Genomic DNA, 26,757 nt, shown 5'->3' with positions numbered 1-26,757 from the left:
CCGACAGAGGTTCCCCTCAAAACCCGTACCAGAACGCTCACTGAGAATTGCTGATTCCGGAGAGTGGCGATTGACTGACGGCCGAAGGGGTTGGTAGGATGGTCGGAGATGGCATGCGGGCGGGTCATCGGGCTTCACAAGCAGAGCGACGCCGGGGCAAGCAGCCGGACGAAAGGGGCGCGTTGTTCATGAGCTTCCGATCGCGATGGATCTTCGCCGTTTTCTGTTTTCTCCTGGTTTTCGCCACTCAGGCGCGTTCTGAGAAGGAAGACCCGCTGGCCGAGTTGCGGAAGCTCGCGGATGAGGGGAACGCAAAGGCCCAGGTGCGGCTCGGCATCTGCTGCCAGCACGGGAAAGGGACGGAAAAGGACCACGGGGAGGCCACCCGGTGGTTTGCCAAGGCCGTCGAGAAGGACGATCCCGACGGGCTTCTGCTGCTCGGCATCGCGTATTCCTCGGGTGAAGGAGTCGCCAAAGACAAGCAGAAGGCTGTCGAACTTCTGAAAAAGTCATCTCTGCTGGGGCATCCGATGGGCATGACGGTGTACGGCAGCACACTCGCCGACGAAGGAGAACTCGCCACCGGGGTCGCGTATCTGCAGGTCGGCACGCTTCGGCTTCTCGATACAGATCCCTCGACCGGCATGAAGTTCCTCGGAACCTTGGGCACCTACAAGGAAAAGATGTCCAAAGACCAGGTCGATCTCGTGAAAAAAATGGCCGACGAGCTCGAGGCCGGCACTCCGTATATCGAAACGATTCTCGGATATACGTTCCCCCTCGGACCGATGATTTTCACGCAGGCCGAGGCCGAGGCGATCGTCCGCGAGATCCAGCCCGAGGTGGAAAAAGCCGCTGGCAGGACGTTCAAGACGCCCCCGCTCGTATCGGTCTCTTCCCGTTTCGTGACCGCCAATTCGCTGTCGGACGACCTGTTTCCGCAGCTGCGCAACCTGTTCCCTCATCAGCCCGAGGCCTCGACCCGCCAGGCGGCGCTCCAGCAGTCGCTCACGATGGTCCAGTCGCTTCTCGGGAAATACGGATTTCACGACAAAACCCTGCACCTGCTTCCCCGCAACATGAGCCTGATGATGGAGAAGATCGGCATCAATGCCTCGTTCACACCGAACCTGGTTCGGGTGCTGGTCGCTCATGAAATGACGCACGCCCTGCAGGATCAGTATCTGAACCTGAAGGACACACTGCTGGGCATGACCGACCAGGAGGCCATGTCGGCGTTCAACGCCGTCATCGAGGGCCACGCCGTCTTCGTCCAAGACTCGCTGGGAACGGCGCTCGGGCTCGACCGCGAGGTGATGGAGTTCGCCCGTTTCCTGTCGGCCGGCGTCGATCCGAAGAAGGAAGAGTCAGAGGGCGACAATCTCCAGACATATAATAGGCGCTATTTTCAGGAAGTGTATCTCGGCGGGCGGAAGTTCATCGATGCGATCTGCCAGCTGCACGGGCGCAACCGCCTGTGGGACGTGCTCGAGAACCCGCCACTGCGCACCTCTGCGATCAGCTTTCCCGACACCTACACGTTCGGGAAGCAGACGCCGCGCCTGGATCTGAGCCCGATTCTCATGGGCATGGAAAGCCGGTTCGGCGGGGGGCCCTGGCAGGTCCAGCAAAGCGATCTCGGCGTCATGAAGCTCAAGGCACTCTATGGCGGGATGCCGGCCGAGAAGCTGAACGCGCTGCTGCCGCAGTTCATCGCGGTGCAGGGACTGGCGTTCGGCCACCCCAGCGCGGCGAGTCCCAACGGCCTGTCGCTGTTCTTCATGCGTGACGGAAGCGCCGTCCGGGACCTGATCGACAGCCTCGAGACGATGGGGCGCGAGAATCTGAAGCGGGCCTCGTCATCCGGCCAAGCCATCATCAAGGACATCCGGATCGGCGATCTTCAGGTGCCGGGCGCCGATATCGCGCGCCGGCTCAGCTTCAGCGTCGGCACCAACGAAAATAATATGACCAACTATGCCATGTACCGCGTGGGGTTCCGGTCGATCATGGTCGAGTTTGAGGACACCCATCTGAACCTGCCCGAACCGCGCGTGGCCGAGATCGCACTGGAGATCCGCGACCGGTTCATCGCGTTCCGGCGAAAACAGGCAGCCATGGCCGCGAGCAGCGGGCCATCGACGCCGGCGACCCCGGGAACGGCGCCCGCGGCGGCCGGGAAGGGAACCCCCGATATCCGTGACGAAGCGGATCTCAAGGCCGGCCTGCGCCACTTCAGCCGCAACGATTACCCGGCGGCCCGCGACAGCCTGCGGCAACTGCTCCAGCGGCAGCCGACCAACGCGCACGCCCGCTTCATGATGGCCGTGATGGCCGCACGCGAAAAACAGTTCGGCGAGGCCTGGAAGCACATCGAGATCGCCCGCCGCGCATCCCCCGGCAATGAAAAAATAGAGGCGTTCATCAAACGTCTGCAGGAAGTCGCCCCTCGCTGAACGGCGCGAGAAAAGCCAGGCCTTCAGATGCAGGCTGGCCCCCCTCTTCCTCGCGATTTTCGGAGAGGTTTTGCCAATTCCGGAACGCCATTCATCGAAAGGGCAAAATGCGGGGAATCGGGACCTGGCTGCGGGAATGCCTGCTCAGTCGCGCTTCGGACGCCAGCCGGGGCAGAACCGGTCGTAGAGGAACCAGGCCGCCAAAGCGACGACGAAAACGGCCCAGGGAACGAGATTCCAGGGTTCCGGCAGAAGCGGAGACAGGATACCGGCCAGTATCCCGCTTCCGAGGGCCATGAGCGGGAATTCGAGCAGGTAGCCTCCCCTCGCGCCGGGAAAAATCGTCATGCGTCGCATATCCGTAGCATACCACAGGCAATACGGCAGGAATGGATCCGCAGATACGGAAACGGGCAATTTTGTTTTCGATTTCATCTGCGTCATCTGCAGATCGGGAAGTGCTATACTTGCGACTGCTGCGACGTTCGAACCCGTTCATCGAGGAAGGCGGATTCATGGCTGTGACATCACCCGTTTCACGAGCGTTTTCCCTGCTGGCCGGTATCGCCCTGGCCGCAGGCTGCCTGGCCGTTCCGGCCGTGGCCCAGCAGATGTGGAAGTTGCCGGCCCCGCGGATCATAACGATCGTCGACTCGCCGCCGACGCCGACCGCCCGCGTCTCGCCGCGCGGCGGAAAGGTGTTGCTCATTCAGCATCGGAATCACGTGCCGCTTTCGGATCTCGCCCGACCGATCCTGCGGCTGGCCGGCATGAGATTTTACCGGGATTCGAACATGCGGCAACGCACGTCGTACATGACGGGCGGCAGCGTCCTCGACCTTGAATCCCTCCAGGCCGTCGAACTCCAGTTTCCCCCGGACGGGAAGGCCGGCTACCCCAGCTGGTCGCCGGACGGCAGGACCATCGCCGCGGTCATGTACACCCCCGGCGGCGCGGAACTGTGGAAGTTCGATCCCGCGTCGGGAAAGGGGCACTGCATCCTGCAGGGACTCAACGACCTTCTGGCCACCCCCTACCAGTGGGAATATCGGCCCGGGGACGCAACCGGAAGCTATTTTCTATTCGCATGTATCGTTCCACCGGACCGCGGCGACCCGCCGCAGGAACCGCCCGTTCCGCCGGGACCGGCCGCAGAAGAGGCATCGGGCAAGTTCGTCAAGGCACGCACCTTCCAGGACCTGCTCAAAACCTCGTTTCACGATGTGCAGTTCGCCCATTTCGCCACGTCGCAGTTCGTGCGCGTCGACATCGAGACGGCCTCGGCCACGCCGGTCGGCAAGCCCGACCTGTTCCGCCAGGGCGACATTTCGCCCGACGGTCGATATCTGCTGACGGACCGGCTGACCCAGCCGTTCTCCCACGTCGTTCCGGCCGACCTGGCCGGGCACGTGCTCGAGATCCGCGATGCATCGTCGGGAGCGCTCCTGCGCATCATCGCCAACCTGCCGGCCGGCGAACAGATTCCGATCAACGGCGTCGCGACGGGCCCTCGGTCGGTGCAGTGGATGCCTCTCATGCCTGCGACGCTGTTCTGGGCCGAGGCGCTCGACGGCGGTGACCCGCTCGCCACGGCCGCGTTCCGCGACCGACTCTTCACGCAGGCCCCGTTCGACGCGGGCCCGACGCCGGTAACCGACCTGCCGCAACGGTTCAGCGGCGCCGACTGGCTCGACGCGCCAGGAAAGGCGCTGATCACGGATGTGGATGAGGAAAACGAATGGCTGACAACCAGAGTGTTCGACATCAACCGGCCCGCGCCGGCGTCGTCCTGTCCTCTTCTGGTCTCGAGATCGGTCAACGACGAGTATAACGATCCCGGCACGCCACTGGCGGAAACGCTCCCCGACGGCCGGCGCGTGGCACGAATCCGTAACTCCTGCATCTGGCTGAGCGGCGACGGGGCGACACCGGACGGCAACTACCCATTCCTGCGCTCGTTCAACCTCGAGACCCGCGCCGTGACCGAGCTGTTCCGGGCCGCTTCGGGAACGTACGAGTCGGTCGTGGACATCGCCGACGCATCTGCCACGGCACTCGTCACGAAGTTCGAAACCCCCGCCCTTTCTCCCAACTACCGACTCGTTCCGCTTTCCGGGAGTTCCGCCACCGAGGCCGTGCAGATCACCAAATTCACCGATCCCGCGCCGGAGCTGACCGCCATCCGGAAAGAAGTGATCCGCTATTCCCGCGCCGACGGCATTCCCCTGTCCGGCACCCTGTATTATCCTGTAGGCTATACGAGCGGAACACGCGTTCCGACCGTCCTCTGGGCGTATCCTCGCGAATACACCGCAACCGACACCGCGGCTCAGGTGCGGGCGGAGCCGAACCGGTTCACGCGGCCCCAGGGCGCTTCGATCCTGTTCATGCTGCTGAACGGGTATGCCGTGCTGATGGATGCGGAGATTCCCGTCGTGGGCAAGCCTCGCGAAGCGAACGACACCTTCGTCGAGCAGATCACGGCGGGAGCGAAAGCCGCCGTCGACGAACTCGTGCGCCGGGGCGTCTCGGAACCGCACCGGATCGCGGTTGCCGGCCACAGCTACGGGGCGGCCATGGTGGCCAACCTGCTGGCCCACACCGATCTGTTCGCCGCTGGCATCGCGCGCAGCGGCGCATACAACCGCACGCTGACGCCGTTCGGCTTCCAGGGAGAGCGCCGCACCTACTGGCAGGCTCCCGACGTCTACCACCGCCTGTCCGCCTTTTCCTACGCCGACCGGATTACGGAACCGCTCCTGCTGCTGCACGGCGAACTCGACGAGAACACCGGAACGTTCCCCATCCAGAGCGAGCGATTGTTCGCAGCCGTCCGGGGTCACGGCGGCACCGTCCGCCACGTCGTTCTCCCCTTCGAGGGCCACGGCTACCGTTCGCGGGAGGGCATCATGCAGGCCCTTGCCGAGATGGAGGAGTGGCTCGACCGGCATCTGAAGCGGCACGCGACCGCGGCTCCCGCGGCGATCTCTACCGCCTCTGGCGCGCTCCCGGCACCTGCCTCGGAGCCCCGATGAGCCGGCAGATTGGCGACGAATCCTTTTGATATATATGAATAAATATATATTTACGTTCGCGGTTTTATCGTTTCTCCTGTTCCCGCGGGCTGCCAATGCCCAGAGCGGAGCGGAAATCCGCATGCATGGGACGATCGAGGCCGACGACGCGGAACTGGGCTTCAAGCTGGCCGGCCGCCTGGCCGAACGGCTCGTCTCGGAAGGCGACCCCGTGACCGCGGGGCAGGTTCTCGCGCGGCTCGACACGGCCGAGCTCGAGCAGGAATACGGGATGCGCCGCGGCGAGCTCGAGGCCGCCGAAGCGGCCCTCGCCGATCTCCTCGCCGGCTCGCGTCCGGAAGAGATCGCCCAGGCCGAAGCGGCCCACCTGAGGGCGCGGGCCGTGCTGGACGAACTGTGCGCGGGCTCGAGGGCCGCCGACATCTCGGTCGCCGAAGCCGCCGCCCGACGCGCGCGCGCCGACCGGGAGCAGGCCGAACGCGATCTCGCCAGGATCAGAACCCTTCACGCAAAACAGACCGTCACCAACCAGGATCTCGAACGAGCCGAAACGGCCGAACGGACCGCCGCAGAGCGCCAGAACGAAGCCGAAGCCCGACTGAGGCTCGTCCGGGAAGGCCCCCGCGCCGAGCAGATCGAGCAGGCACGACAGGCCGAAGCCGAAGCATCGCAACGGCTCGCCCTTCTCCGACGAGGCCCTCGGACGGACCTGGTCGCACAGGCCCAGGCGCGCGTCCGCATCGCAAGCCACGCCGTTTCCCTCGCCCGCATCCGGCTCGACAACGGCACCCTCGTCTCCCCCGTCGCGGGCACGGTTCTCGCGCACCACGCGGAGCCGGGCGAGTTCCTTGCGGCCGGCACGCCGGTCGTCACCGTCGCCCCGCTCGACCGCCTCTGGATGCGCGCCTATCTTCCCGAAACCGATCTCGGGCGGGTCGTCCTGGGTCAGGCGGCGTCGGTCACGATCGACACCTGGCCGGACAGATCGTACCCCGGCACGCTGTCGTTCATCTCGCAGCAGACCGAATTCACCCCGAAAACGATCCAGACCGACAAGGAGCGGATCACACTCGTCTACCGCGTGAAGATCCGGCTCGACAATCCTGCCGGCGAGCTCAAGCCCGGCATGCCGGCCGTCGTGACCCTGCAGGCACGCTGATGCCGTCGACGCCGGCCGTCGCGATCCGTCTCGATGGCCTGACCAAATCGTTCGGCACCGTCACGGCGGTGGACCGGCTCACGCTGACCGTCGACGCGGGGGAAATTTTCGGTCTCGTCGGCCCGGACGGGGCCGGCAAGACGACCTGCCTCCGCATGCTGGCCGCCATCGTCTCACCCACTTTGGGTTCGGCCCATGTCAACGGCCGCCATATCGTCGACGAGGGCGATCGGTTGAAACACGAAATCGGCTACATGAGCCAAAAGTTCGGTCTTTACACCGACCTGACAGTTCTCGAAAACCTCGATTTCTACGCCGACCTGTACGGCGTTCCCTCATCCGCCCGCCCCGCGGCATACGATCGGCTGCTGGGCTTCAGCCGGCTTCTGCCGTTCAAGGACCGACGGGCAGGCCATCTTTCGGGAGGCATGAAGCAGAAACTGGGCCTGGCCTGCGCGCTGGTTCACACGCCGCGCGTCCTCCTGCTCGACGAGCCGACGAACGGCATCGACCCTGTCTCGCGCCGCGATTTCTGGCGCATTCTCACGGGGCTTCGCCGGGAGGGCGTCACCATTCTCGTCTCGACGGCCTATCTCGACGAGGCCGAGCGATGCCACCGGCTCGCCATGCTCCATGAAGGGCGCCTTCTGGCCCTTGGCACGCCGGCCGAGATGAGGGCCCTGATGCCGGGCACGCTCCTGGAACTGGTCGTTCCCTCTGCCCGAAGGGCGGCGGCCGTATTGAAACCGCATTTTCCCGCCGGCCGCGTCAACGCGTTCGGGGACCGGATCCACCTCGTCACGAGCGATCCCGGCAACGACGTTCGGGCAGCGTATGACAGGCTTTTCGGGGCAGGCCTGCCGGTCAGGGAGCATCGGGAGATCTCCCCCACCCTGGAAGACGTGTTCGTCGCCCTCGTCACGAGCAACGGCCGCGAAGGGAGCGCAGCTCATGCCGTCTGACGTCTTGCGCCCAGCCGTCGAAGTCGAATCGCTTTCGAAGCGGTTCGGCGAGTTCGTGGCGGTGAACCGCCTCAGTTTTTCGGTGGCGCCGGGCGAGGTCTTCGGGTTTCTCGGGCCGAACGGTGCCGGGAAGAGCACGACGATCCGCATGCTGTGCGGCCTGCTCGAGCCCGACGAAGGCCGCGGCACCGTCGGCGGCCTCGATATCGCCACACAGCCCGAGGCGATCAAGGCAGCCATCGGCTACATGAGCCAGCGATTCTCGCTGTACGAAGACCTGACGGTCGAGGAGAATCTCGATCTATATTCTGGAATATATGGTGTTCCCGTCTCACAGCGGAGCGCCCGGAAAACCCGGGCGATCGAGATGGCCGGGCTCGGCCGGCACCGGCGCAGCATGACCCGCGACCTGGCGGGAGGCTGGAAGCAGCGGCTCGCGCTGGGGTGTGCGATCATGCACGAGCCCCGCATCCTGTTCCTCGACGAGCCCACATCCGGGGTTGATCCCCTGAGCCGTCGCCGGTTCTGGGACCTCATCGCCGAGCTTGCCGCCGACGGCGTGACGGTTTTCGTGACGACCCATTTCATGGACGAGGCCGAATACTGCGACCGTCTGGCGCTGATCTATCACGGCGACATGATCGCCCACGGCTCCCCGGCCGACCTGAAGCGGGATCACGTGGCGGGCCTGTATGAACTCAGGTGCGGCGCACTCGAAGTGGCGCTGGAACTGGTTTCCTCGTTTCCGGAGGTGCGCGATGCGGCGCCGTTCGGGGCGACGCTGCATTTCACGCCCCGCCCGGCGGCGGACGTCTCGGCCGTCGGCGCCAGACTGCGCTCGGCGGGCATCGCCGATGCCGTCATCACGCCGATCCGACCGTCGCTCGAGGACGTGTTCGTCGAGTTGATCGAAGCCGACAATCGAGCCCGGGCGGGCCGGGACTGAAGCGATGATCAGCCTGATGCGGCTCCGGGCCGTCGCGCGAAAGGAATTCCTGCACATCGTGCGCGACCCGCGAAGCCTCGGCCTCGCTCTCGCCCTGCCTATGGTCTTGATGCTGCTGTTCGGGTATGCTCTCTCGCTCGACGTCGACCGGGTGGGACTACTCGTTCTCGACCAGTGCGATACCAATCTCAGTCGCGACTTCGTCTCGAGGTTCACCGGCTCGCGATACTTTCAACTCGCCAGGTATATATCATCATATATAGATATAGAGCGGGCGTTCGACCGCCGGGAGGCCGTCCTCGCGCTCATCATTCCGCAGGCGTTCCATCGCGATCTCGGCGCCGGCCGTTCGGTGACGGTCCAGATCGTCGCCGACGGCAGCGACGCCAACACCGCGACGATCGCCCTCGGCTACGCCGAGGCCGTCATCGCCGCCTTTTCGGGCGACATTCTCCTCGAGCAACTCCGCCGCCAGGGCCGCAAACCGCCCGATACTCCCGTCGAGATGCGACCCCGTGCCTGGTACAACCCCGACATGGAGTCCCGGCTGTTCATCATCCCCGGCGTCATGGCCGTCGTGCTGATGATCATCGCCGGTCTCCTGACGCCGCTGAGCGTCGCGCGCGAATGGGAGACCGGCACGATGGAGCAACTGATCTCGACGCCCGTTTCCCGGGCCGAACTCGTCCTGGGAAAACTCTCGCCGTATTTCGCCATCGGCATGCTCGACGTCGTGCTGACGCTGTTCGCCAGCCGGTTCCTGTTCGCGGTGCCGATGCGCGGCAACCCCCTCCTGCTGCTGACGATCGCCGCGGTGTATCTCGCCGCAGGCCTCGGCCTGGGCATCTTTCTCAGCATCGTGACGCGCAACCAGCTTTTGGCGAGCCAGGCGGCGATGGTCGCAACGTTCCTTCCCGCCATGCTGCTTTCCGGTTTCATCTCGCCGATCAGCCAGATGCCGGGCTTCGTGCAAGCGGTCACTCGGGCGTTCCCGGCCCGGTATTTCGTCACCGTGCTCAAGGGGATCCAGCTCAAGGGCCTCGGCATCCAGGCCCTGCAAGACGAGATCCTCCTTCTGCTGTTGTTCGCCTCTTGTTTTATATTACTATCTATTTTTTTCTTCCGGAAGAATCTCGAATGAGCGCCGCCACGCAGGGCTTGTCCCGGCGCATCGAACGCGTGCGCCGCCTCGTCGTCAAGGAGTTCATCCAGATTCTCCGCGACAACCGGATGAAGGGCGTCATCTTCGCCCTCCCGTTCATCCAGTTGTTCGTCTTCAGCTACGCCATGGCGACCGACGTTCGCCACATTCCGACGGCCGTCTGCGACCGCGACGGAACGCCCCAGAGCCGCGAGCTTGCGGCGAGGTTCCTCGGGAGCGGCGTTTTCGCGGCCGCCGCCTCTCCCCGCACCGACGCCGAACTTCGGAACGTCCTCGACCTCGGAAAAGCCCTGGTCATCCTGCGCTTCGAGCCAGGCTTCGGAGCCGGCATCGCCGCCGGCCGGACGATGCCGCTCCAGATTCTCACGGACGGCACCGACTCGAACACGGCCGGCATCGCCCTCCAGTATGCGACCCGCATCATCCGCTCGTTCAACGGAGACCTCCGGCGCGACCGAGCACGGCGGACGGCGGGCGCGCTTCCGCGGGTCGGCGAGGTGACGCTCGAAAGCCGTTCCTGGTATAACCCGAACCGGGAGGCCGTCTTCTTCTTTGTCCCCGGCGTCGTCGCCCTGATCGTGACGCTCGTCTCGCTGATGCTGACCGGCATGGCGATCGTGCGCGAGAAGGAGATCGGCACGATCGAGCAGATCATGGTCTCGCCCATCACGCCGTTCGAGTTCATCCTCGGCAAAACCATTCCGTTCGCGTTGATCTGCGTCGGCGAGATCGTCCTCGTCATGAGCGTAGCGGTGTTCTGGTTCGGCATTCCCGTCAGGGGCTCGATCGCGCTGCTGTTCGCCGCCGCCGGGCTGTACATGCTGACGACCCTGGGCGTCGGACTCCTCATCTCGACGCTATGCGAAACCCAGCAGCAGGCGATGATGAGCACCTTTTTCTTCTTCACGCCGGCGATGTTGCTTTCCGGCTTCGCCTTCCCGATCGCCAACATGCCGGAGGCGATTCAGGCGCTGACGCTGATCAATCCGATGCGGTATTTCCTCGTGATCATCCGGAGCATCTTTCTGAAGGGAACCGGACTCGCCGTCCTCTGGCCCCAGTTCGGGGCTCTCGCCCTGATCGGGTTCACGACGTTCTTCCTCTCGGCCCGACGGTTCAAAAAAAACTTCTCGTAAGGATCAGAAGATCGGCATGCCGCACTTGGTGCAGAACTTGGTCTGCATCTCGTTCTCGGTGCCGCAGTTGTGGCATTCGATGACCTTTGGCTTCCCGTCGATCTGCACGTTCTGCTTCAACTCTTCACCCGCCATCCCGGGAGGAAGCATGCCCGGCCGGGCCGAGGCGGCCGCCGCGGCATGCGGCGCCGGTTCGCTCCCGGCCAGCGTCAACGAACCGATTCCCTGGCCGATGATCTCCCCCAGATCGACGCCGGGCCGGATGCCTTTCACCAGATATATGTCGATCGGCATGGATTTTCCCTTCACCATGATCGGCTCGAGCGGCGTCGTGACGAAATACTCCTTCACGAAATCGTAGACGCTTTTCGTGATCAGCAGCTCCATCGGCTTGGCGTTCGCCATGACGCGCGCCGCAAGGTTGACGTTGTCGCCGATGACCGTGTAGGAGAGTTGTTTTTCCGAACCCATGTAGCCGGCCGTGACTTCGCCGGTGTTGATGCCGATGCCGATCTGAATGATCGGCCTGCCTTCCCGCTCCCAGGTTTTCTGGAGCTCTTCGAGGGCGGCGAGCATCTTCACGCCGCACAGGACGGCGCGGATCGGGTCGTCGGGCCGCGACACGGGGGCGCCGAACAGGGCCATCAACTCGTCGCCGACGTATTTGTCGAGGGTTCCGTCCAGTTCCATCAGGATGTCGGTCATGCGGGTAAAATACACGTTCAGCTGCTCGACGATCGCGGTCGGATCCATCTTTTCCGACATCTTGGTGAAGCCGCGGATATCGGAGAAGAACATGGTGCATTCGCACTTGCTGCCGCCGAGCTTGAGGGCCGACGGGTCGCGCATGATCATGTCGGCAACGCTCGGGGAGACGATGCGCGAGAGGCTTCCCTTGAGCTCCTCGTTCCGGCGGAGCTGTTCCTCGCTGATCTTCTTCGTCGAAACGAGGTCCTCCATCGTCGCGGAGTAGAGCTTGGCGTTCTTCATGACAAGGCCGGCCACGTCGGCGCAGGTTGCGAGCAGGTTCTGATCGTCGCGCGTGTAGTCGGGGTTCTGCATCTTCTCGACGTTCAGCACGCCGAACACCTTGTTCTCGACGTAAATGGGCGCGGCGATGACCGATTTGAGCACGCCCTGGCCAACCAGCCCCTTCGTCTTCGGGTCGATCTCGCACTCCTTGACCCCGAGGGCGCCCCCCTGGGCCTTCTCGCTTCCGCCGCTTCTCGCCAGGAACGCGATGATGCTGTTCTCCTCGTGGGGAATGACGAGGTCCTTGTATTCCTTGGCCGACATGCCCTCTGCCCTGACGACGCGGAGCTTGCCTTCGGCCTCGTCGTTCAGGAGCAACTGGACCCGGCTCGCGTCGAGACCCTTGCTCACGATCTCGAGCATCGTCGTGAAGATCTCGTCGCGGTCGAGACTCTTCGAGAGGTTCTTGATCCGCAGCAGGGTCGTCGAGAGCTTCATCGACTTCTTGCTGAAATCGTCCTTGATCTGTCGGATCTCGCGCTCCATGCGCTGTTCGGCGGTTTCGTTCGGGTCGACCTGCTCCGCAACGGCCTTTTCCCGGGCCCCCTTCAACTTCTTCTCCTCTTTCTCGACCTTCCCGGCAAGGCCGCCCAGGTCGCCCTCTTTCGCGGCCTCTTTCCGGGCCTGATCGTCACGATACCGGGCGGCGGCGTTCGGATCGACGCGGGCTTTGAGACTTCCCTGATCCCCCCCCTTCAGCTTCTTCACCGCTTCCCATTTGAAAAACAGGTAATACAGGAAGCCGGCGCTGAACAGGACCAGCACGGAATACGCTTCCCACCAGTCCTCGATCGGGAACCGGTCGGGTCTGTATTTCAACGCCAGAGTCGCCCCCCCCACCAGCAGAGGCAGGAAAAAGGCCAGAAAGGCCGTGGCGATCCGTTCCCCCATCACCCCGAGGACGCCCACGATCGCCAACACATAGAAATAATTATACACATATCCATATAATTTCGGTATCTTGTTGGTGAAAACGAGGTAGGCGAGGGCCCCGATACCGATACTCCCGAGAAACGCGAGAATATCCGTTATCCGGGAAGGAACCTTCGTCTCATTGCCGATCTCGTCCGCCATACACGCTCATTATACCCTCTCTGAAGCGTCATTGCCATGGGCGCGCGCGGACTCATCCGAGGCTGGTAATCTCCTCCATCAGGCGGTTTCCGGCGGCCATTCCGGGAGTCATCTTCTCGAGGAGGGCCTGGGCTTCGGCAAACCGTCCCATGACGCAGAGCAGATGGCCATACCAGGCGAAGGCGGGGCCGCATCGGGGAAATGCCAGACACGCCTGGGTGGCCGCCTGTTGGGCGTCATCGAGGCGATCCGCGATGAAAAAATCGATCGACCGGATCATGTGCGCGTATGCTGCCGTCTTGGCTCCCCCGCCGATGACCTTCGCCGCCGCCGACCATGTTTCCCGCCCGTCCTGCCGGTTGTCCGACACATCCTGAAGGGCCAACTCGGCAAGAATGGAAGCCCGGGCGAGCGGCAGTTTCGCGTATTCGAGGGCCCGCGTCCAGTCCTGGCGCGCCTGCTGGGGATTCCCGAGCGCGGCATGGCATCGTCCCGTGACGAGAAGGCTCAGGGCCGTATCGTCTCCCCCGAACGACGCCGCGCGCGACTCAGGAATCGTATTGATCGTCTTCAGCGCACCGGCGAAGTCTCCGGTGACGCTTTTCAGCAAGGCCTCCATCAGGATGCCGTACACCGCCTGCCGGGAATCGGCAAACCGGGACTGAAACTCGAACAGCAGCTTCCGGCACTCATAGATGTCTTCCTGCTCGAGATAGGCCCTGATCATGGAGAGATGCATCACCGGAAAGGAGGCGCGATCGTGGAGGGCGAACAGCCGCTTTCCCGCGAGGATGACCGCGTCGAACTCCTCTTCCTCGAGCCTGCTGACCGCCTGCGCCTCGTGAAGCTTCGCATCGGAGAAGCTCTCCCCGTCGCCCATGCTGACAGTGGGCATCATCCGACTCAGGCCCGTCACTTTCGCGGCCTGATACATCATGAACCTTCCGAGCGGCATCCAGAACGCCGCCAGCGTGGCGCAGACGAGCGAAGTCAGCATGGCCGGCAGCCGAACCGTGATATCGAGCCTGCTCTGGAACGCCAGCACGAACGCCATGAACCACCAGCAGAAGAACCAGACGGCATACAACTCGCTGCGCCTGGGCCGTTTCCGTTCAGGAGTGAGAAAAAGCAGCGGAAAGCCGATGATAAGCACGAGCGTGACGGCGTGCATCGCGATCAGCAGTCGCGGAACGATCCAGACCGAGTCGTAGATCGAGAACGCATCGACGAGCAAAGCCGCTCGGGCGTCCGGAAGACCGAGCCACCCGGCGACGGCGACATGAAGCACGGCGAGGAGGCCGAAGACCAGACTGCTCCAGACCGGCGCCGCCGGCGCAAGGCGCACCGCCATGACGATCAGGGTGCCGATCAGGATGAGGGAATACAGAATGCCGATGTCGGGGGCCAGCCCGAGCGGAATGGCGCTCAGGTAATTGACGAGCGGAAACGTCTGGAGCCACAGGCTCCAGGCTGCGCTCCCGTCGCCTGATTTCAGAAACGAGGCGAGAGCGTCCGACAGCTGGACGGCGGAATCTGCCGCATCGACCAATCGCAGGGAGTCGAGCTCGAGAAGGAACAGAAGAACGCGGTCCCGGTATGACAGGTGGTCACGTCCTCTCCTGTCGCGCAGGAGTTCGAGTTTCCGGCTCTCGAAGCCAAACATCCGGTTCAGATGAGCGAGCCTGACCCGGGCACCGGAGTTCGAGGGCTGATACTTCAATATTTCACTATATAATATCGCCGCCCGTTCGAGGTCTCCCTGGGCGACGGCGATCCGGGCGAACAGCAGGTTCACCCTTGCTTGCCCGGCCGGGGACAATTGGCCGACCGGAATACGCTTCAGGACGGCCATGGAATGGTCGAACTGACCGAGGCGGCACAGCAGATCCCCCCAGCCGAGCAGGGGCGTCACGTTGCCGGGAAATGCCTCGTAGGCATCCTCGTATGCTTCCACCGCCTCGGCGTATTCGCCTGCTCGCTCGGCCTTCAGGGCCTTTTCGACGAGAAGCCTCGCCCTCTCCCGGAGAAGGCGATCGACGTGTTCTCGTTCGGGCGGGGTTCCGGCGACCTGCTGACCGGAAAACCCCGCCGTACAGACGAAGAGGACGCAAAGGCTGAACAGAACTGCCTTTGCGACCGATGCTCCGCGGGCGCCGATCGTTCCTCTCATCACCGGTGCAAAAAGAACCCGCCCCCGTTTAGGAGCGGGCATTCCGCGGTTTTCTCACGCCTGGCGCGCGGCCATCAGTTCCTTCTGGCGCTTCGTCGCATCGGCATCGAGGCTGAAGGACACCTTCAGCACGTCTCCCTCGGCAACCCCTTCCGGAAGCATCTCGCGATGGATGGTCAGCAGGTCGCCGTTCTCGACGAGACACCGAAAATACGCACCCTTGCTCGAATCGATCACTGCACGCATATATATTTCTCCTTATAGATATCGTACGCCGACTTCAGAACCCAAGCTGGGAAAGGGCCCCCTCGACGAACAAACGGATCTCCTCGGTCGCCCCGCTGTCGAGAGACACTTCAACGAAGCCTATCCGGTTTCCGCGCATATCACCGCTTTTCGTCTTGTAGATCTCGATCCGGTATACGTTCTCGTTCATGAAGTTGCGGTGAGGAAACATCTTGATCAGCAGAGTGCTGGTATCTGGCAGTCGAAGGAAGAGACTTTCCTGCAGGGCGCTCGAGGTGGACGTTACGACGACGCCCGGATCGGCGCTTTTGCGGAACAGAAACCGCTGCATGACGCGGAAGACGATGTCTCCCACGTCGACCAGGGTCAGATCGCTTCCTTTTTCCATTCCTGCTCCGCAACGAACGTCTCGAGGGAAATCCCGGTCAGGTTCTCTCCCGTCCGCTTGCGGATCGTGATCTTCCCGCTCGAGGCTTCCTCTTCGCCAAGGATAGCCATGAAGGGGATTTTCTGCAACTGCGCCTGCCGGATCTTGTACCCGATCTTGTCGTTGCCGGAGTCGAGCCAGACGCGCACGCCGCGCTTCCGGAACTCTTCGGTCACCTTCTTCGCATACTCGAGATGCTTCTCCGAGATGGACAGGACGGCGACCTGGACCGGCGCGAGCCAGAGGGGCATGGCGCCGCCGTGGTGCTCGATCAGCACGCCGAAGAACCGCTCGATCGAGCCGAGCAGGGCGCGGTGCACCATGTAGGGACGGTGCTCCTGCCCGTCGGCGCCGACGAAGGTCATGTCGAACCGCTCGGGAAGGTTGAAGTCGAACTGGATCGTGGTCATCTGCCACTCGCGGCCCAGCGCATCCTTGATTTTCAGATCGATCTTCGGGCCGTAGAAGGCGCCGCCACCTTCGTCGAGTTCGCACTCGAGGTTTTCCTTCGCGACCGCGCGCTTCAGGGCTTCGAGAGCCGTGTCCCAACGGGACTGCTCCCCGACCGCCTTCTCAGGGCGGGTGGCAAGATACGCCTTGATCTTCTCGAAGCCGAAGGTACGCCAGAGAGAGAGGCTGAACCGCAGCACTTCGGCGATCTCGTCCTCGATCTGCTCGGGGGTGCAGATGATGTGCGCGTCGTCCTGCGTGAAGCCGCGCACGCGGAGAAGCCCATGGAGAACGCCGCTCTTCTCGTAGCGGTACACCGTGCCGAGTTCGGCCCAGCGGAGGGGCAGGTCGCGGTATGAGCGTTTTTGGCTTTTATAGATCATGATATGGAACGGGCAGTTCATCGGCTTGATGTAATAGTCGTTTTCGTCGATGTTCATCGGGCTGTACATCGAGTCTTTATAGAAGCCGAGGTGGCCGCTGGTTTCCCACAGCCAGCTGCGTCCCATGTGGGGCGTGTTGATCAACTCGTACCCGTTCCGATAATGCATCTCTTTCCAGTAGCTTTCGATGACATGCCGGATACGTGCGCCGTTCGGATGCCAGAAGACCAAGCCAGGGCCGACGTCTTCGTGGACCGAGAACAGATCGAGATCCTTGCCGAGTTTTCGGTGGTCGCGCTTCTTCGCCTCTTCGAGCATGGTGATGTAACCGTCGAGTTCTTCCTTCGAGGCGAAGCAGGTGCCGTAGATGCGCTGGAGCATCGGCCGCTTCTCGTCGCCGCGCCAGTAGGCGCCGGCCACGCTGAGGAGCTTGAAATGCTTGACTGTGCCTGTGTCGGGCAGATGCGGGCCGCGGCAGAGATCGACGAACGCGCCGTGGCGGAACACCGAGATCCGTTCGGACTCGGGTAGCTCGTTGATCAGCTCGACCTTGAAGGGTTGGTTCAGCTTTTTGAACAGCTCGAGGGCCCCGGCGCGGTCGAACTCCTCGCGGGTAAACGGCGCCTTCGCCGCAATCGAGGCGTGCATCTCTTTCTCGATATGCGCCAGGTCGTCCACGGTGAGGGCGCGGGGGAGCTGGAAATCATAGTAGAAGCCGTTCTCGATCGAGGGGCCGATGCCGAACTGGGCTTCGGGAAACAGCTTGAGGACCGCTTCGGCCATGATGTGCGCCATCGAGTGGCGGTAGACTTCGGCCGCGTCGGCAGATTTCATGGTGACGACTTCAAACTTGCCGCCCTTGAGGAGAGGCATGCGAATGTCGACGAACTCGCCGTCGATCTTGCCGGCAATGGCCGCCTGGGCCAGCTTGGGGCCGATTTTCGCGGCCGCGTCGCGCACGGTGGCGCCGGCGGGGACTTCGAGCGCTTTGCCATCGGGGAGTGTGAGTGTAAGATTCTGTGACATGGTTGCCTCCTTGCGGGGCGCCACGCGCCCCTGAAACACGCATCGCATGGGGTCCGCCTGGTCTGCGCCGTTCCGGCTTCGAGAACCGGAATGGACCTCAAGGTCGGCTCATGCGGTGAGAATGATACGTCTGAAACTGCGCTTCCCGGCCTGGAGCACGAATGAGTCGCCGGCCTTGAACGGGCGGCCGGGATCGGTGCACTTTTCCTGCTCGACGCGCACGCCGCCCTGCTGGATGAGGCGTTTCGCCTCGCCGCCGCTCGGTGCCAGCCCTGACTGGACAAGCACTTTCACCAGGGTGATGCCGTCGGCGCCGCAGGCGATGGTCGTCTCGTCGATCTGGTCGGGAAGGCCGTCGCCGGTTTTCCCGAACAGCTTTTCGAAGCCCTCTTCGGCCTTCGCGCCGGCTTCCTCGCCGTGGTACATCGCGGTGATGCGGCGCGCCAGGCGCATTTTCACGGCCTTCGGCTCGCGCGGCGCCTGTTCCCGGACTTCCTTGAGCTGGGCCGGGGTGAGGTCGGTGAGCAGCTCGAAATATTTGATCATCAATTCATCGGGAATCGACATCAGCTTGCCGTAGATCTGGCCAGGCTCTTCGTTGATGCCGACGTAGTTGCCGAGGCTCTTGGACATCTTGTCCTTGCCGTCGAGGCCTTCGAGGATCGGCATGGTGAGCGTGATCTGCGGCTCCACGCCGTAGGCCCGCTGCAATTCGCGACCGACGAGCAGGTTGAACGTCTGGTCGAGGCCGCCCAGCTCGACGTCGGACTTGAGCGCGACCGAGTCGTAGCCCTGCATCAGCGGGTACATGAATTCGACGATGCTGATCGGCGTCTGGTTCTTGTATCTGGTGCTGAAATCGTCGCGTTCGAGCATGCGCGCGACGGTGTATTGCGAGGTGAGCTTGAGCACGTCGGCGAAGGTCAGCGAGCCGAGCCAGCTGCTGTTGAACACGATGCGGGTGCGCTCGAGATCGAGGATCTTGGCGATCTGGTGCTTGTAGGTCTCGGCATTCGCCTTCACTTCGTCTTCGGTGAGCGCCGGCCGGGTCTTCTTCTTGCCGGTCGGGTCGCCGATGCGGCCGGTGAAGTCGCCGATCAGGAACACGACCTCGTGGCCGAGCTGCTGGAACTGGCGCATCTTCTGAAGCACAACGGTATGGCCGAGATGGATGTCGGGCGCCGACGGATCGGCCCCGAGTTTGATCACCAGCGGTTTGCCGGTGGCGTATGATTTCTCGAACTTTTTCAGCAGCTCGTCACGGGTGACGATGTCGACCGTTCCGGTCGCGACGATCTCGAGCTGCTCCTTGGGTGTAGCCTGGAATTTCACGGTGTCAGATCTTCCCCAGTTCCGTCAGGTATTCGTTGAGCTTGGCCTTCTGCAGCCCGTAGGCGTCGATCCCGGAGCGAATATGCTCGACGACCTCGGGCGGAGCCTTGGAAACGAAGTTCTGGTCTTCGAGCTTGCCCGCGATCTTCGCGAGCTCCTTCTCGACCTTGGCGATCTCCTGCGCGACGCGCTTCTTCTCTGCTTCGACATCGACCATGCCGGCCAGATCGAGGCAGATCTCGGAAGCGCCCATCAGGCCGACGAGATGTCCGGACGGCTTCGCCGTGACGACGTCGAGCCGTTCGGCATTGGACAGCGCCTTGATCATGTCGGCGTGACGCTCGATGACGGGGCTGAGAGCCTCGTTTCGCAAGGCTCGCACGGTGACGCGCTTCCCGGGAGCGATGTTGGCGGAAGCGCGCAGGTTGCGGATCACGCGGACCGCTTCCATCACCTCGCCAACCTCGGCTTCGAGCGGCGTGTTTACGAACTCGGGCCGGACGACCGGATATGAGGCCTGCATCAGGTTTCCCTTCGCGCCGGGCAGCTTGCGCCAGATCTCTTCGGTGACGAACGGCATGAACGGATGCAGCAGGCGCAGGGCGCCGTCAAGCACGTGCAGCAGAACGCGGCGCACGCGGTCCTTGTCGGGGCCGTCGGGACCCATGAGGGTCGACTTGCTCATCTCGATGTACCAGTCGCACAGCTCGTTCCATATGAACTCGTATACACCCTTGAGGGCTTCGTTGAACTTGTACTGGCCGTCGGCGAGCTCGCGCCGAACGGTTTCGACCGCGCCGTTGAACCGCGAGAGGAGCCAGCGGTCCCAGATCGAGAGCTGTTCCACGGGGGGCAGCGGGTCGGCAATCGTGCAGGCCGCGCCGGTCATGTTCATCAGGGTGAAGCGCGAGGCGTTCCACAGCTTGTTCGCGAAGTTGCGGCCGATCTCGACCTTGTCGGCGGCGAACCGGATGTCCTGGCCGACAGGGGCGAGCCAAACGATCGTGAACCGCAGGGCGTCGGCGCCGTAGGTGGCGATGATGTCGAGCGGGTCGGGCGAGTTGCCGAGCGATTTGCTCATCTTGCGGCCCTTCATATCGCGGACGATGCTGGTGAAGTAGACATCGTGGAAGGGGCAGCGATCCATGAAGTAGTAGCCGGCCATGACCATGCGGGCGACCCAGAAGAAGATGATGTCGGGGCCGGTCACCAGCGTGTCGGTCGGATAGAAGGAGTCGAGGGTTCTGGTTTTTTCAGGCCAGCCCATCGTCGAGAAAGGCCACAGCCAGGAGCTGAACCACGTGTCGAGCACGTCTTCGTCCTGCGTGATGCGGTCTGTTTTGCCGCATTTGGAGCAGGTCATCGGGGCTTCCATCTCGACCATGACGTTCTTGCAGTGGCCGCAGGTGTAGGCGGGTATGCGATGGCCCCACCAGAGCTGGCGGCTGATGCACCAGTCGCGGATGTTTTCCATCCAGTGCAGGTAGACGCCCACCCAGCGGTTCGGGGTGAACCGGAGCGTGCCATCCTTCACGGCGGCGATGGCCTTCTCGGCCAGGGGCTTCATGCGGACGAACCACTGGTCGGACAGGTAGGGCTCGATGACGGTGTTGCACCGCTCGCAGTGGCCGACGGCAAGTGTATGGTCTTCTATTTTTTCGAGCAGTCCCTGCTCCTGGAGGTCGGCGACGATCTTCTCGCGCGCGGCAAACCGGTCGAGTCCCTTGTAGGAACCGGCCCGTTCGTTCATCACGCCGCCTTCGTCCATCACGATGATCTGCTCGAGACTGTGGCGCCGCCCCATCTCGAAGTCGTTGGGGTCATGCGCCGGCGTGACCTTGACGGCACCGGTGCCGAACTTCGGATCGACATAGTCGTCAGCGATGATGGGGATCTCGCGGTTCATCAGGGGCAGGACCAGCGACTGTCCGACGAGGTCGCGGAACCGGTCGTCGTCCGGGTTCACCGCGACGGCCGTGTCGCCGAGCATCGTTTCGGGACGGGTCGTGGCGACGATGACATGTCCTTTTCCGCTCTTGAGCGGATACCTGATGTACCAGAGGCTGCCCTTTTTCTCTTCGGGGATTTTCTCTTCATCGGAAAGGGCGGTGCGGCAGCGCGGGCACCAGTTGATGATATACTTTCCTTTATATATCAAGCCATCTTTATAAAGGCGGACGAACGATTCGCGCACGGCCCGAGACAGGCCGTCGTCCATCGTGAACCGCTCGCGCTCCCAGTCGCAGGAGCAGCCGAGCTTCTTGAGCTGGCTGATGATGATGCCGCCGTATTTTTCCTTCCAGGCCCAGACCTTCTCGAGGAACTTCTCGCGGCCGAGGTCGTGGCGCGAGGTTTTCTCCTTCGCGAGGGCTTTTTCGACGACGTTCTGGGTCGCGATGCCGGCGTGGTCGGTGCCGGGCAGCCACAGCGTCTCCTTCCCCGACATGCGGTGAAGGCGGATGAGGATGTCCTGGAGGGTGTTGTTCAGCACGTGGCCCATCGTGAGCATCCCCGTGACATTCGGCGGGGGGATGACGATGGTGAAGCGGGGGCCTGGGGCGGACTCGTCTGCATGGAAGCATTTCTGCCGTTCCCATGATCCGTAGATCCGGTCTTCCACATCGGCGGGGTTATAGGCCTTTGCGAGCGTATCCGAGGAGGTCGAAACGTTCTTTTCTGCGTCGGCTGCTGTATTCATATCGGTGTATATATAGTTTATTTCTGGATGAGGTTGACCAGCTTATCGAACTCTTCGGGGCTCAGATTGAGGCTGCGCGCCTGTTCGTAGATCGTGATCTTGACCTCGAGCTGCTTGATGCGATCGGCGATTCTCGGATCTTCCTTGACCGCCTGAGCCTGCTTGAGCAGGACGAGCGATTCGGAGAATTCGGAGGCCTGCGCGTAGACGTCGGCGAGCCTGAGCAGGATCGGCACCGACTGCGGATCGATCGAGAGGCCTTCCTTCAGGTATTCACGGGCCTTGTCAAACTGCTTGGTCTCGATCATGCGCTCGGCGAACCGCAGATACGTGGTCGCGGTCGGCTCGAAGGTCGGCAGGCTGTCGACGGGAAGCCCGTTCGGAGCCGTGATTTTCTTGCCGCACAGGTGGCAGAACCGGCTGTCGGGATTGCCCTGGAGGGCATCGCAGCTGGCACAGTGATACAGGTTCTGGACGACCCATACCTTCGACTTTTTAATGACCGAGTCGCCTTTGCGGTAGCCCTTTTCGACCTCGAACACGATGCATTTCTCGGGGAATTTGTCGGAGCGGAAATAATCGGTCGCGACGTGCCGCTGGGGATCGTAGATCTCGGAGACGACCGGCATATACTGGATCTTGTTCGGGATAATGAGCCGGTCGAGCAGCTTGCGATGCAGGCTCTGGAGTTCGGGGTTCTGGTTCTTCGACAGGAACGCGTCGAGGCCGTCGAAGAAGTCGATGAAGCCGGAAATGATCTGGTTGTCGGAGTCGGCCGAGATGACGGAGGTGGAGTCCTCGGCCGCCGCGAGCTTCTGTTTCAGGGTTGCGATCTCCTCGTCCTTCGTGATGAGGTCTCGCTTCTGCTGCGTCAGCAGACCTTCGAGCTTCTGAATTGCCACCAACTGGTCGGCGACCTGTCCCGTCAACTGCTCGATCTCGATGCGCACGTTCGGATCATGCACCGTGGTGTCGTGCTGCATGTTGAGGTTCATGCGCAAGTCGAGGATCTCCTGGCGGAGTTTCGTCTTTTCCTCCTCGCTCTGGGCGAGTCTGCGCCCGAACTCCTCGTTGAGGCGGCTCAGCTTCGCAAGATCGTCCAGCGAGGCGGACGGTCTCGCCTTCAGGGCGAGGACTTCCTCCTGGAGGGCCTGACGCTCGGCTTCGAGAGCCGCATATTTGAGAGGCATCTCGTCGAGGCCGGCGCTGCTGTTTTCGAGCATCGCGACTTTGCGGCGCAACTCGGGCAGTTCGGCGACCTGGTTTTCAAGTTCGGGAATCAGCTTTTCGAGCTCGTCGGCGCGCATCGCGCGGGCCATCGCCTCCTGGAGCGCCTGCTTCGTCGAATTGATTTCGAGCTTCAGAGCCTGGAGATCAACCTCGGATATCACGGCGCCGCCCGGAGCCAGCAGGGTCGAGAGCTGTTCGTCCTTCTCGGCAATGAGCCCCTTGAGAGTGGCCACGTCCTGTTCGAGTTCGGAGATTCGGGTCGATTCCTCGGGAGAGGAGGTCAGCACGAGCTCTGCGCCCTTCGCCTTTGCGTCGGCAAGTTCGCGTTCGAGGTCGGCTATGGTTTCCAGCAGTTTTTCCCGTTCGGCCGCCATCGCCTGGGCGACCTCGAGATCGGCCTTGAGCTTCTGGACTTCTTCTCCGGCGGCCCGGGCGGCCTCGAGTTCGGCTTTGAGCTTCTGGAGCTCTTCGTCGGCAGCCTGCCCCGCGGCTTCGACGGCGGCGCGCGCCTGTTTTTCGTGTTCGATCCGGCCTTCAAGTTCGGTTATCCGCGATTCGAGTTCCGGAATCCGGGCTTCCGCGGCAGAAGCGGCCAAGGCTTCCTGCTGGTCCTGCTGGTGTTGTTCCAGGAGCTGCTGGAGGGAGCGGATCTGCTCTTCTTTCTCGCGAAGACGGGAATCGAGTTCGGCTTTTCCCTCGGCCAGACTGGCTTCGAGACGCCTCACTTCGGTTTCCTTCGCCTCAAGAGCCTTTTCCAGATCGGCCTTCTTCGGCCCCTCGGCGGCTTCATCAGCCTGGGATTTCAGCGTCTTGATCTGCAATTGCAGCAGCTTGATGAGGTTGTCCTTCTGGACGATCTGCTGATTGAGTTTTTTGAAAAACTCGTTACTGATTTCGCCTTTTTCCTCACCAGGAATCATCTGCTTTCTCTCCGTGTCGGGCAAGGCCCAGGATTTGCCGCAAGATACGCCGCGCAGCCACACTGCAGCGGCCTGGCGCGGTTACGAACCACACAACCCGCACCGGAAGCCAGTATAGAGGCACAAACAATGAAGTCTAGCACAGCACCATATCCAATTCAACTACTCAGATCTTCTGGTTTTACTGGAGTGGAACCCGCCGTCGGAGGAGTCGTCCCGCTTCGGCTTCGGCGGCTCACGCGTGCGGGTCACCTCGTCCCTCAACTGCTGAAGATGCATTTTCAGGTCTTTCTTGCATTCCGGGCAGATGATGCCCGAGGAAATCTGCTTGTGGCAGGTCTGGCAGGCGTGCTCGACGACGACGCCAAGCCGTTCGAGGCGGCCACTCGAGACAAATTTCTCGATCAGACTCTCGGCAACTCCGGTTCCGACAGCGACTTCCTTCATCGAGGCGCCGGGGTGGTCGCGAAGGTAGTCCTTCACCTTATTGAAATCCTCTTCCTCTTCGAGGTGGCATTTCTGGCAGATGTCTCGCGACAACCTCATCATGATGACGCCGCACCGTCGGCATGCGATGAGCCGCGGATCGAAATCGGGCATTCCCGCCTCCTGGGTGAAACCACGGAACCGCGGCGCCTTCGGCGTACCCTGAAACCGTGTTCACCGACATTTCATTTCCGGTATACCCATCTTTCATACAATAGGGAGGATCATTTTGACAAGGCCCCAAGAAACCCAATATACTTAAGAGTGACATGGGGATTTGCTTTTGAGGAGGCTTTCGACAATGCACGCACGAGACGTCGCTCCAGCCCTTCTGTTGATCGTCGCCCTGTTTGCCGCTGTACCGGCGCAGGCGGAGGATCCCAGGCCGTGGGAATCGCCCTCCAGCGGTTTCACCTCGGGATCCGGCGGTACAGCGGGCAGCCCTGAAAAAATCGAGACGATCATCACGACCACCGGCGGCACCAGGAAAGACGGCTCACAGGTGTCGAATACCGGCACTTCCGACCAGCAGGGCTTCGTGAACGGCTTTCTCAACGATGCGGCCACCAAGATCAAGGAGGCCGGCGGCGGCTCCGGCTGGGCCTGGACATGGGAGAAAAAGTGGAAAATCGGGCCCGACGGCAAACCCTACGAAGTGAAGGAAACCTGGGCCGAAGGCAATATCGGCGTCGAGTCGAAACCTGAAACGGCGCCGGCAGCGCCTTCGCCGGCACCCGGTTCGACCGGAACGTCCGGCACCCCGGGAGCTCCGACGGCATCCGCACAGCCCTCGACCCCATCGGCTCCTTCCGCGCCTTCAGCGCCTTCAGCCTCCTCCGCGCCGACGAAGCCTTCGTCCCCGTCGACACCCTCCACGACGGCCTCCGCGAAGCCGGGCGCTTCTCCCGCATCGGCCACGCCGGCCGCGGCGCCCAAGGGAATCGACGCAGCCCCCGCGAAGATCCCCGAGCCTCCCGTCATCCTTTCTATATTTGATCCTATATCACAGCAGGAATGCCGCTACGCGGCCGCGATCAATCCGTCCCAACCAGGCCGGGTGCCCGTCGTCGCGTCGATCACCAGGCCCATCTATGAAGACACCCGCGTCAAGATCGCCCTCGACCTCGGCGCCGGGATAGATCGCAACGATCTGAGCGTCACCATCCGGGACAACGAGGGGGATCACGCTTTCGAGCACGGCTCGTTCCCCGCCAATTACCGCCACATTTTCCGAGTTCCGAACCAGAAGGATTACACCGCGCGCGTCGTCTACAGGCATCCCGTGTCGAAGGACAGCCAGGAGATCATCAACGTGCAGATTCCGGTTCTGAAGATGTCCTTCGCGAACCGTACCGTCGAAACATCCGGCGCTCGCACGGATGACCCGGACCTCTCGGGCCGCGCGGGCGACGCCGGCAGTTCGGGCGGCAGGGACTCTTCCTCTGCAGCCGCGACGGGCTGGGGAGCTCGCACCGGCAGCATCAGACATGACGCCGACGCCGGTGGTGAAGGCGCGACCTACGACATGAGCGACCTGTACACCGATCCGGCGAACCCGCCCGAGGTTGCCGGCGACCGGAGTGGCGCTGCCGACGAAAGCTCATCCCGTGCGACTGAAACCGGACATGGAGTCGGCGAGGCGCCGCAGACGGGCGGCACCTCGCCCACAGACGCCAAAACCGCATTCGGCGACGTTCAGTCCGGTTCTTCCGGCCGCACGGCCGATACCGGCAGGGCGGGAGCACGGAAAACCACGCGCGCCGGCACGACCGACTCCGAAGCGGCAGGCGCCGGGACGTCCCAAGACGGCTCGGGCGGAAGCTCGGTCGCAGGTTCGTCCGACGGCTCCGCTCAGGCCGGCGAGTCGGGTTCCTCCGGAGCGAGCGCCGGCCAACGGCAGGGGGGCGACGGAAGCGCCGGAACGGAGTCTCCCGCCCTCGCCGACACCGCTGCGGCGCAGGATACCTCCTACGCCATGGCTCAGGAAGGCGACGTCGACGGAAGCACATCCACCAGCCCCGTGGCAGGGGCTGATCGCGCGAAGAATGCGGGCGGAGTCACCACCGCATCCGGCCGTCAGGAAGAAAAACCTTACCTGCTCAGCGTCTCGATCCAAAACCGGGCGACAAACGGGGCCCAGTCGTTCGATTTCAACATCGATCCGGCGCCGACCGCCCAGTCGATTTCGCCCCAGACCCCGCTTGCGATCAGCGTCGATTTCGCGCAAAGCGTCCTGCGCGATTCGGTGAAAATCGAAATTTTCGACGGCCGCGACCGGATCACCACCTCCCCCGTCGAGATGAAAACCGGGGTCGTGGAGCACATCTTCGAGAACCAGACGACCGAGGCCTACGTCTGGGTGTATGGGCGCACCGATCAGGGGCCGTTCTCCTACAAGATCCTGATTCCCGTCACTGGCCTCTGACC

Annotated in this window: 18 protein-coding genes; 8 read left to right on the top strand and 10 right to left on the bottom strand. The window is 62.8% G+C overall.

Annotated features, from left to right (window positions below):
- The first annotated feature begins 188 nt into the window (after positions 1-188).
- Complete coding sequence (locus PLU72_15760; GenBank protein ID HOT29631.1) at positions 189-2,456, top strand: hypothetical protein; 2,268 nt, start codon at positions 189-191, stop codon at positions 2,454-2,456.
- Between the two features lie 144 nt (positions 2,457-2,600).
- Here PLU72_15760 and PLU72_15755 read toward each other — a convergent pair whose 3' ends face one another.
- Entirely contained in the window at positions 2,601-2,804 is a 204-nt protein-coding gene (locus tag PLU72_15755) for a hypothetical protein (GenBank protein ID HOT29630.1), read from the bottom strand.
- Between the two features lie 167 nt (positions 2,805-2,971).
- Here PLU72_15755 and PLU72_15750 point away from each other — a divergent pair, with 167 nt between their 5' ends.
- The 6 genes from PLU72_15750 to PLU72_15725 all read left to right on the top strand — a co-directional run bounded on the left by PLU72_15750 (position 2,972) and on the right by PLU72_15725 (position 10,856).
- Positions 2,972-5,491, top strand: a complete 2,520-nt coding sequence (locus tag PLU72_15750; GenBank protein HOT29629.1) for a prolyl oligopeptidase family serine peptidase — start codon at positions 2,972-2,974, stop codon at positions 5,489-5,491.
- A 121-nt stretch (positions 5,492-5,612) separates the two neighbouring features.
- On the top strand, positions 5,613-6,650 hold the full coding sequence (locus tag PLU72_15745; protein HOT29628.1) for an HlyD family efflux transporter periplasmic adaptor subunit: 1,038 nt from the start codon (positions 5,613-5,615) through the stop codon (positions 6,648-6,650).
- Positions 6,650-7,612, top strand: coding sequence for an ABC transporter ATP-binding protein (locus PLU72_15740; protein HOT29627.1), 963 nt, complete (start codon positions 6,650-6,652; stop codon positions 7,610-7,612). The genes PLU72_15745 and PLU72_15740 overlap by 1 nt, the downstream gene beginning before the upstream one ends.
- Complete coding sequence (locus PLU72_15735; GenBank protein ID HOT29626.1) at positions 7,602-8,558, top strand: ABC transporter ATP-binding protein; 957 nt, start codon at positions 7,602-7,604, stop codon at positions 8,556-8,558. The genes PLU72_15740 and PLU72_15735 overlap by 11 nt, the downstream gene beginning before the upstream one ends.
- Before the next feature lie 4 nt (positions 8,559-8,562).
- Positions 8,563-9,699 carry an ABC transporter permease gene (locus PLU72_15730; GenBank protein HOT29625.1) on the top strand — a complete coding sequence of 379 codons (1,137 nt, stop codon included), beginning with the start codon at positions 8,563-8,565 and terminating at the stop codon, positions 9,697-9,699.
- Entirely contained in the window at positions 9,696-10,856 is a 1,161-nt protein-coding gene (locus PLU72_15725) for an ABC transporter permease (GenBank protein ID HOT29624.1), read from the top strand. Before PLU72_15730 ends, PLU72_15725 begins: the two co-directional genes overlap by 4 nt.
- Before the next feature lie 3 nt (positions 10,857-10,859).
- Here the strand turns inward: PLU72_15725 and PLU72_15720 are convergent, their stop codons facing one another.
- The 9 genes from PLU72_15720 to PLU72_15680 all read right to left on the bottom strand — a co-directional run bounded on the left by PLU72_15720 (position 10,860) and on the right by PLU72_15680 (position 24,444).
- Positions 10,860-12,962: an adenylate/guanylate cyclase domain-containing protein gene (locus PLU72_15720; GenBank protein ID HOT29623.1), complete on the bottom strand. Its 2,103-nt coding sequence runs from the start codon at positions 12,960-12,962 to the stop codon at positions 10,860-10,862.
- Between the two features lie 52 nt (positions 12,963-13,014).
- Positions 13,015-15,174, bottom strand: coding sequence for a tetratricopeptide repeat protein (locus PLU72_15715; protein ID HOT29622.1), 2,160 nt, complete (start codon positions 15,172-15,174; stop codon positions 13,015-13,017).
- Positions 15,175-15,186: 12 nt separating this feature from the next.
- Positions 15,187-15,378 carry a DUF3006 domain-containing protein gene (locus PLU72_15710; protein ID HOT29621.1) on the bottom strand — a complete coding sequence of 64 codons (192 nt, stop codon included), beginning with the start codon at positions 15,376-15,378 and terminating at the stop codon, positions 15,187-15,189.
- Between the two features lie 34 nt (positions 15,379-15,412).
- Positions 15,413-15,766, bottom strand: coding sequence for a hypothetical protein (locus PLU72_15705; protein HOT29620.1), 354 nt, complete (start codon positions 15,764-15,766; stop codon positions 15,413-15,415).
- Positions 15,745-17,664, bottom strand: a complete 1,920-nt coding sequence (gene thrS, locus PLU72_15700; protein HOT29619.1) for a threonine--tRNA ligase — start codon at positions 17,662-17,664, stop codon at positions 15,745-15,747. The genes PLU72_15705 and thrS overlap by 22 nt, the downstream gene beginning before the upstream one ends.
- Before the next feature lie 108 nt (positions 17,665-17,772).
- Positions 17,773-18,996: a tyrosine--tRNA ligase gene (gene tyrS / locus PLU72_15695; GenBank protein ID HOT29618.1), complete on the bottom strand. Its 1,224-nt coding sequence runs from the start codon at positions 18,994-18,996 to the stop codon at positions 17,773-17,775.
- A gap of 4 nt (positions 18,997-19,000) precedes the next feature.
- Positions 19,001-21,694, bottom strand: coding sequence for a valine--tRNA ligase (locus tag PLU72_15690; protein ID HOT29617.1), 2,694 nt, complete (start codon positions 21,692-21,694; stop codon positions 19,001-19,003).
- 17 nt (positions 21,695-21,711) lie between these two features.
- On the bottom strand, positions 21,712-23,844 hold the full coding sequence (gene grpE / locus PLU72_15685) for a nucleotide exchange factor GrpE (protein HOT29616.1): 2,133 nt from the start codon (positions 23,842-23,844) through the stop codon (positions 21,712-21,714).
- 162 nt (positions 23,845-24,006) lie between these two features.
- A complete protein-coding gene (locus PLU72_15680) occupies positions 24,007-24,444 on the bottom strand; it encodes a hypothetical protein (GenBank protein ID HOT29615.1) in 438 nt (145 codons plus the stop codon).
- Between the two features lie 187 nt (positions 24,445-24,631).
- Between PLU72_15680 and PLU72_15675 the strand changes: the two genes are divergently transcribed.
- Positions 24,632-26,755 (top strand): hypothetical protein, encoded by a 2,124-nt coding sequence (locus tag PLU72_15675; protein HOT29614.1) that lies wholly within the window; start codon positions 24,632-24,634, stop codon positions 26,753-26,755.
- The last annotated feature ends 2 nt before the right edge of the window (positions 26,756-26,757 follow it).

The sequence above is a fragment of the Candidatus Ozemobacteraceae bacterium genome (assembly GCA_035373905.1).
Lineage (GTDB): Bacteria > Muiribacteriota > Ozemobacteria > Ozemobacterales > Ozemobacteraceae > MWAR01.
This window is presented reverse-complemented; position numbering and strand designations above follow the sequence as displayed.

Bases quoted from the DNA above. Each gene is read 5' to 3' on its own strand.
- PLU72_15760 (HOT29631.1), top strand. From the start codon at position 189: ATGAGCTTCCGATCGCGATGGATCTTCGCCGTTTTCTGTTTTCTCCTG.
- PLU72_15755 (HOT29630.1), bottom strand. From the start codon at position 2,804: ATGACGATTTTTCCCGGCGCGAGGGGAGGCTACCTGCTCGAATTCCCG.
- PLU72_15750 (HOT29629.1), top strand. From the start codon at position 2,972: ATGGCTGTGACATCACCCGTTTCACGAGCGTTTTCCCTGCTGGCCGGT.
- PLU72_15745 (HOT29628.1), top strand. From the start codon at position 5,613: ATGCATGGGACGATCGAGGCCGACGACGCGGAACTGGGCTTCAAGCTG.
- PLU72_15740 (HOT29627.1), top strand. From the start codon at position 6,650: ATGCCGTCGACGCCGGCCGTCGCGATCCGTCTCGATGGCCTGACCAAA.
- PLU72_15735 (HOT29626.1), top strand. From the start codon at position 7,602: ATGCCGTCTGACGTCTTGCGCCCAGCCGTCGAAGTCGAATCGCTTTCG.
- PLU72_15730 (HOT29625.1), top strand. From the start codon at position 8,563: ATGATCAGCCTGATGCGGCTCCGGGCCGTCGCGCGAAAGGAATTCCTG.
- PLU72_15725 (HOT29624.1), top strand. From the start codon at position 9,696: ATGAGCGCCGCCACGCAGGGCTTGTCCCGGCGCATCGAACGCGTGCGC.
- PLU72_15720 (HOT29623.1), bottom strand. From the start codon at position 12,962: ATGGCGGACGAGATCGGCAATGAGACGAAGGTTCCTTCCCGGATAACG.
- PLU72_15715 (HOT29622.1), bottom strand. From the start codon at position 15,174: ATGCCCGCTCCTAAACGGGGGCGGGTTCTTTTTGCACCGGTGATGAGA.
- PLU72_15710 (HOT29621.1), bottom strand. From the start codon at position 15,378: ATGCGTGCAGTGATCGATTCGAGCAAGGGTGCGTATTTTCGGTGTCTC.
- PLU72_15705 (HOT29620.1), bottom strand. From the start codon at position 15,766: ATGGAAAAAGGAAGCGATCTGACCCTGGTCGACGTGGGAGACATCGTC.
- thrS (HOT29619.1), bottom strand. From the start codon at position 17,664: ATGTCACAGAATCTTACACTCACACTCCCCGATGGCAAAGCGCTCGAA.
- PLU72_15690 (HOT29617.1), bottom strand. From the start codon at position 21,694: ATGAATACAGCAGCCGACGCAGAAAAGAACGTTTCGACCTCCTCGGAT.
- grpE (HOT29616.1), bottom strand. From the start codon at position 23,844: ATGATTCCTGGTGAGGAAAAAGGCGAAATCAGTAACGAGTTTTTCAAA.
- PLU72_15680 (HOT29615.1), bottom strand. From the start codon at position 24,444: ATGCCCGATTTCGATCCGCGGCTCATCGCATGCCGACGGTGCGGCGTC.
- PLU72_15675 (HOT29614.1), top strand. From the start codon at position 24,632: ATGCACGCACGAGACGTCGCTCCAGCCCTTCTGTTGATCGTCGCCCTG.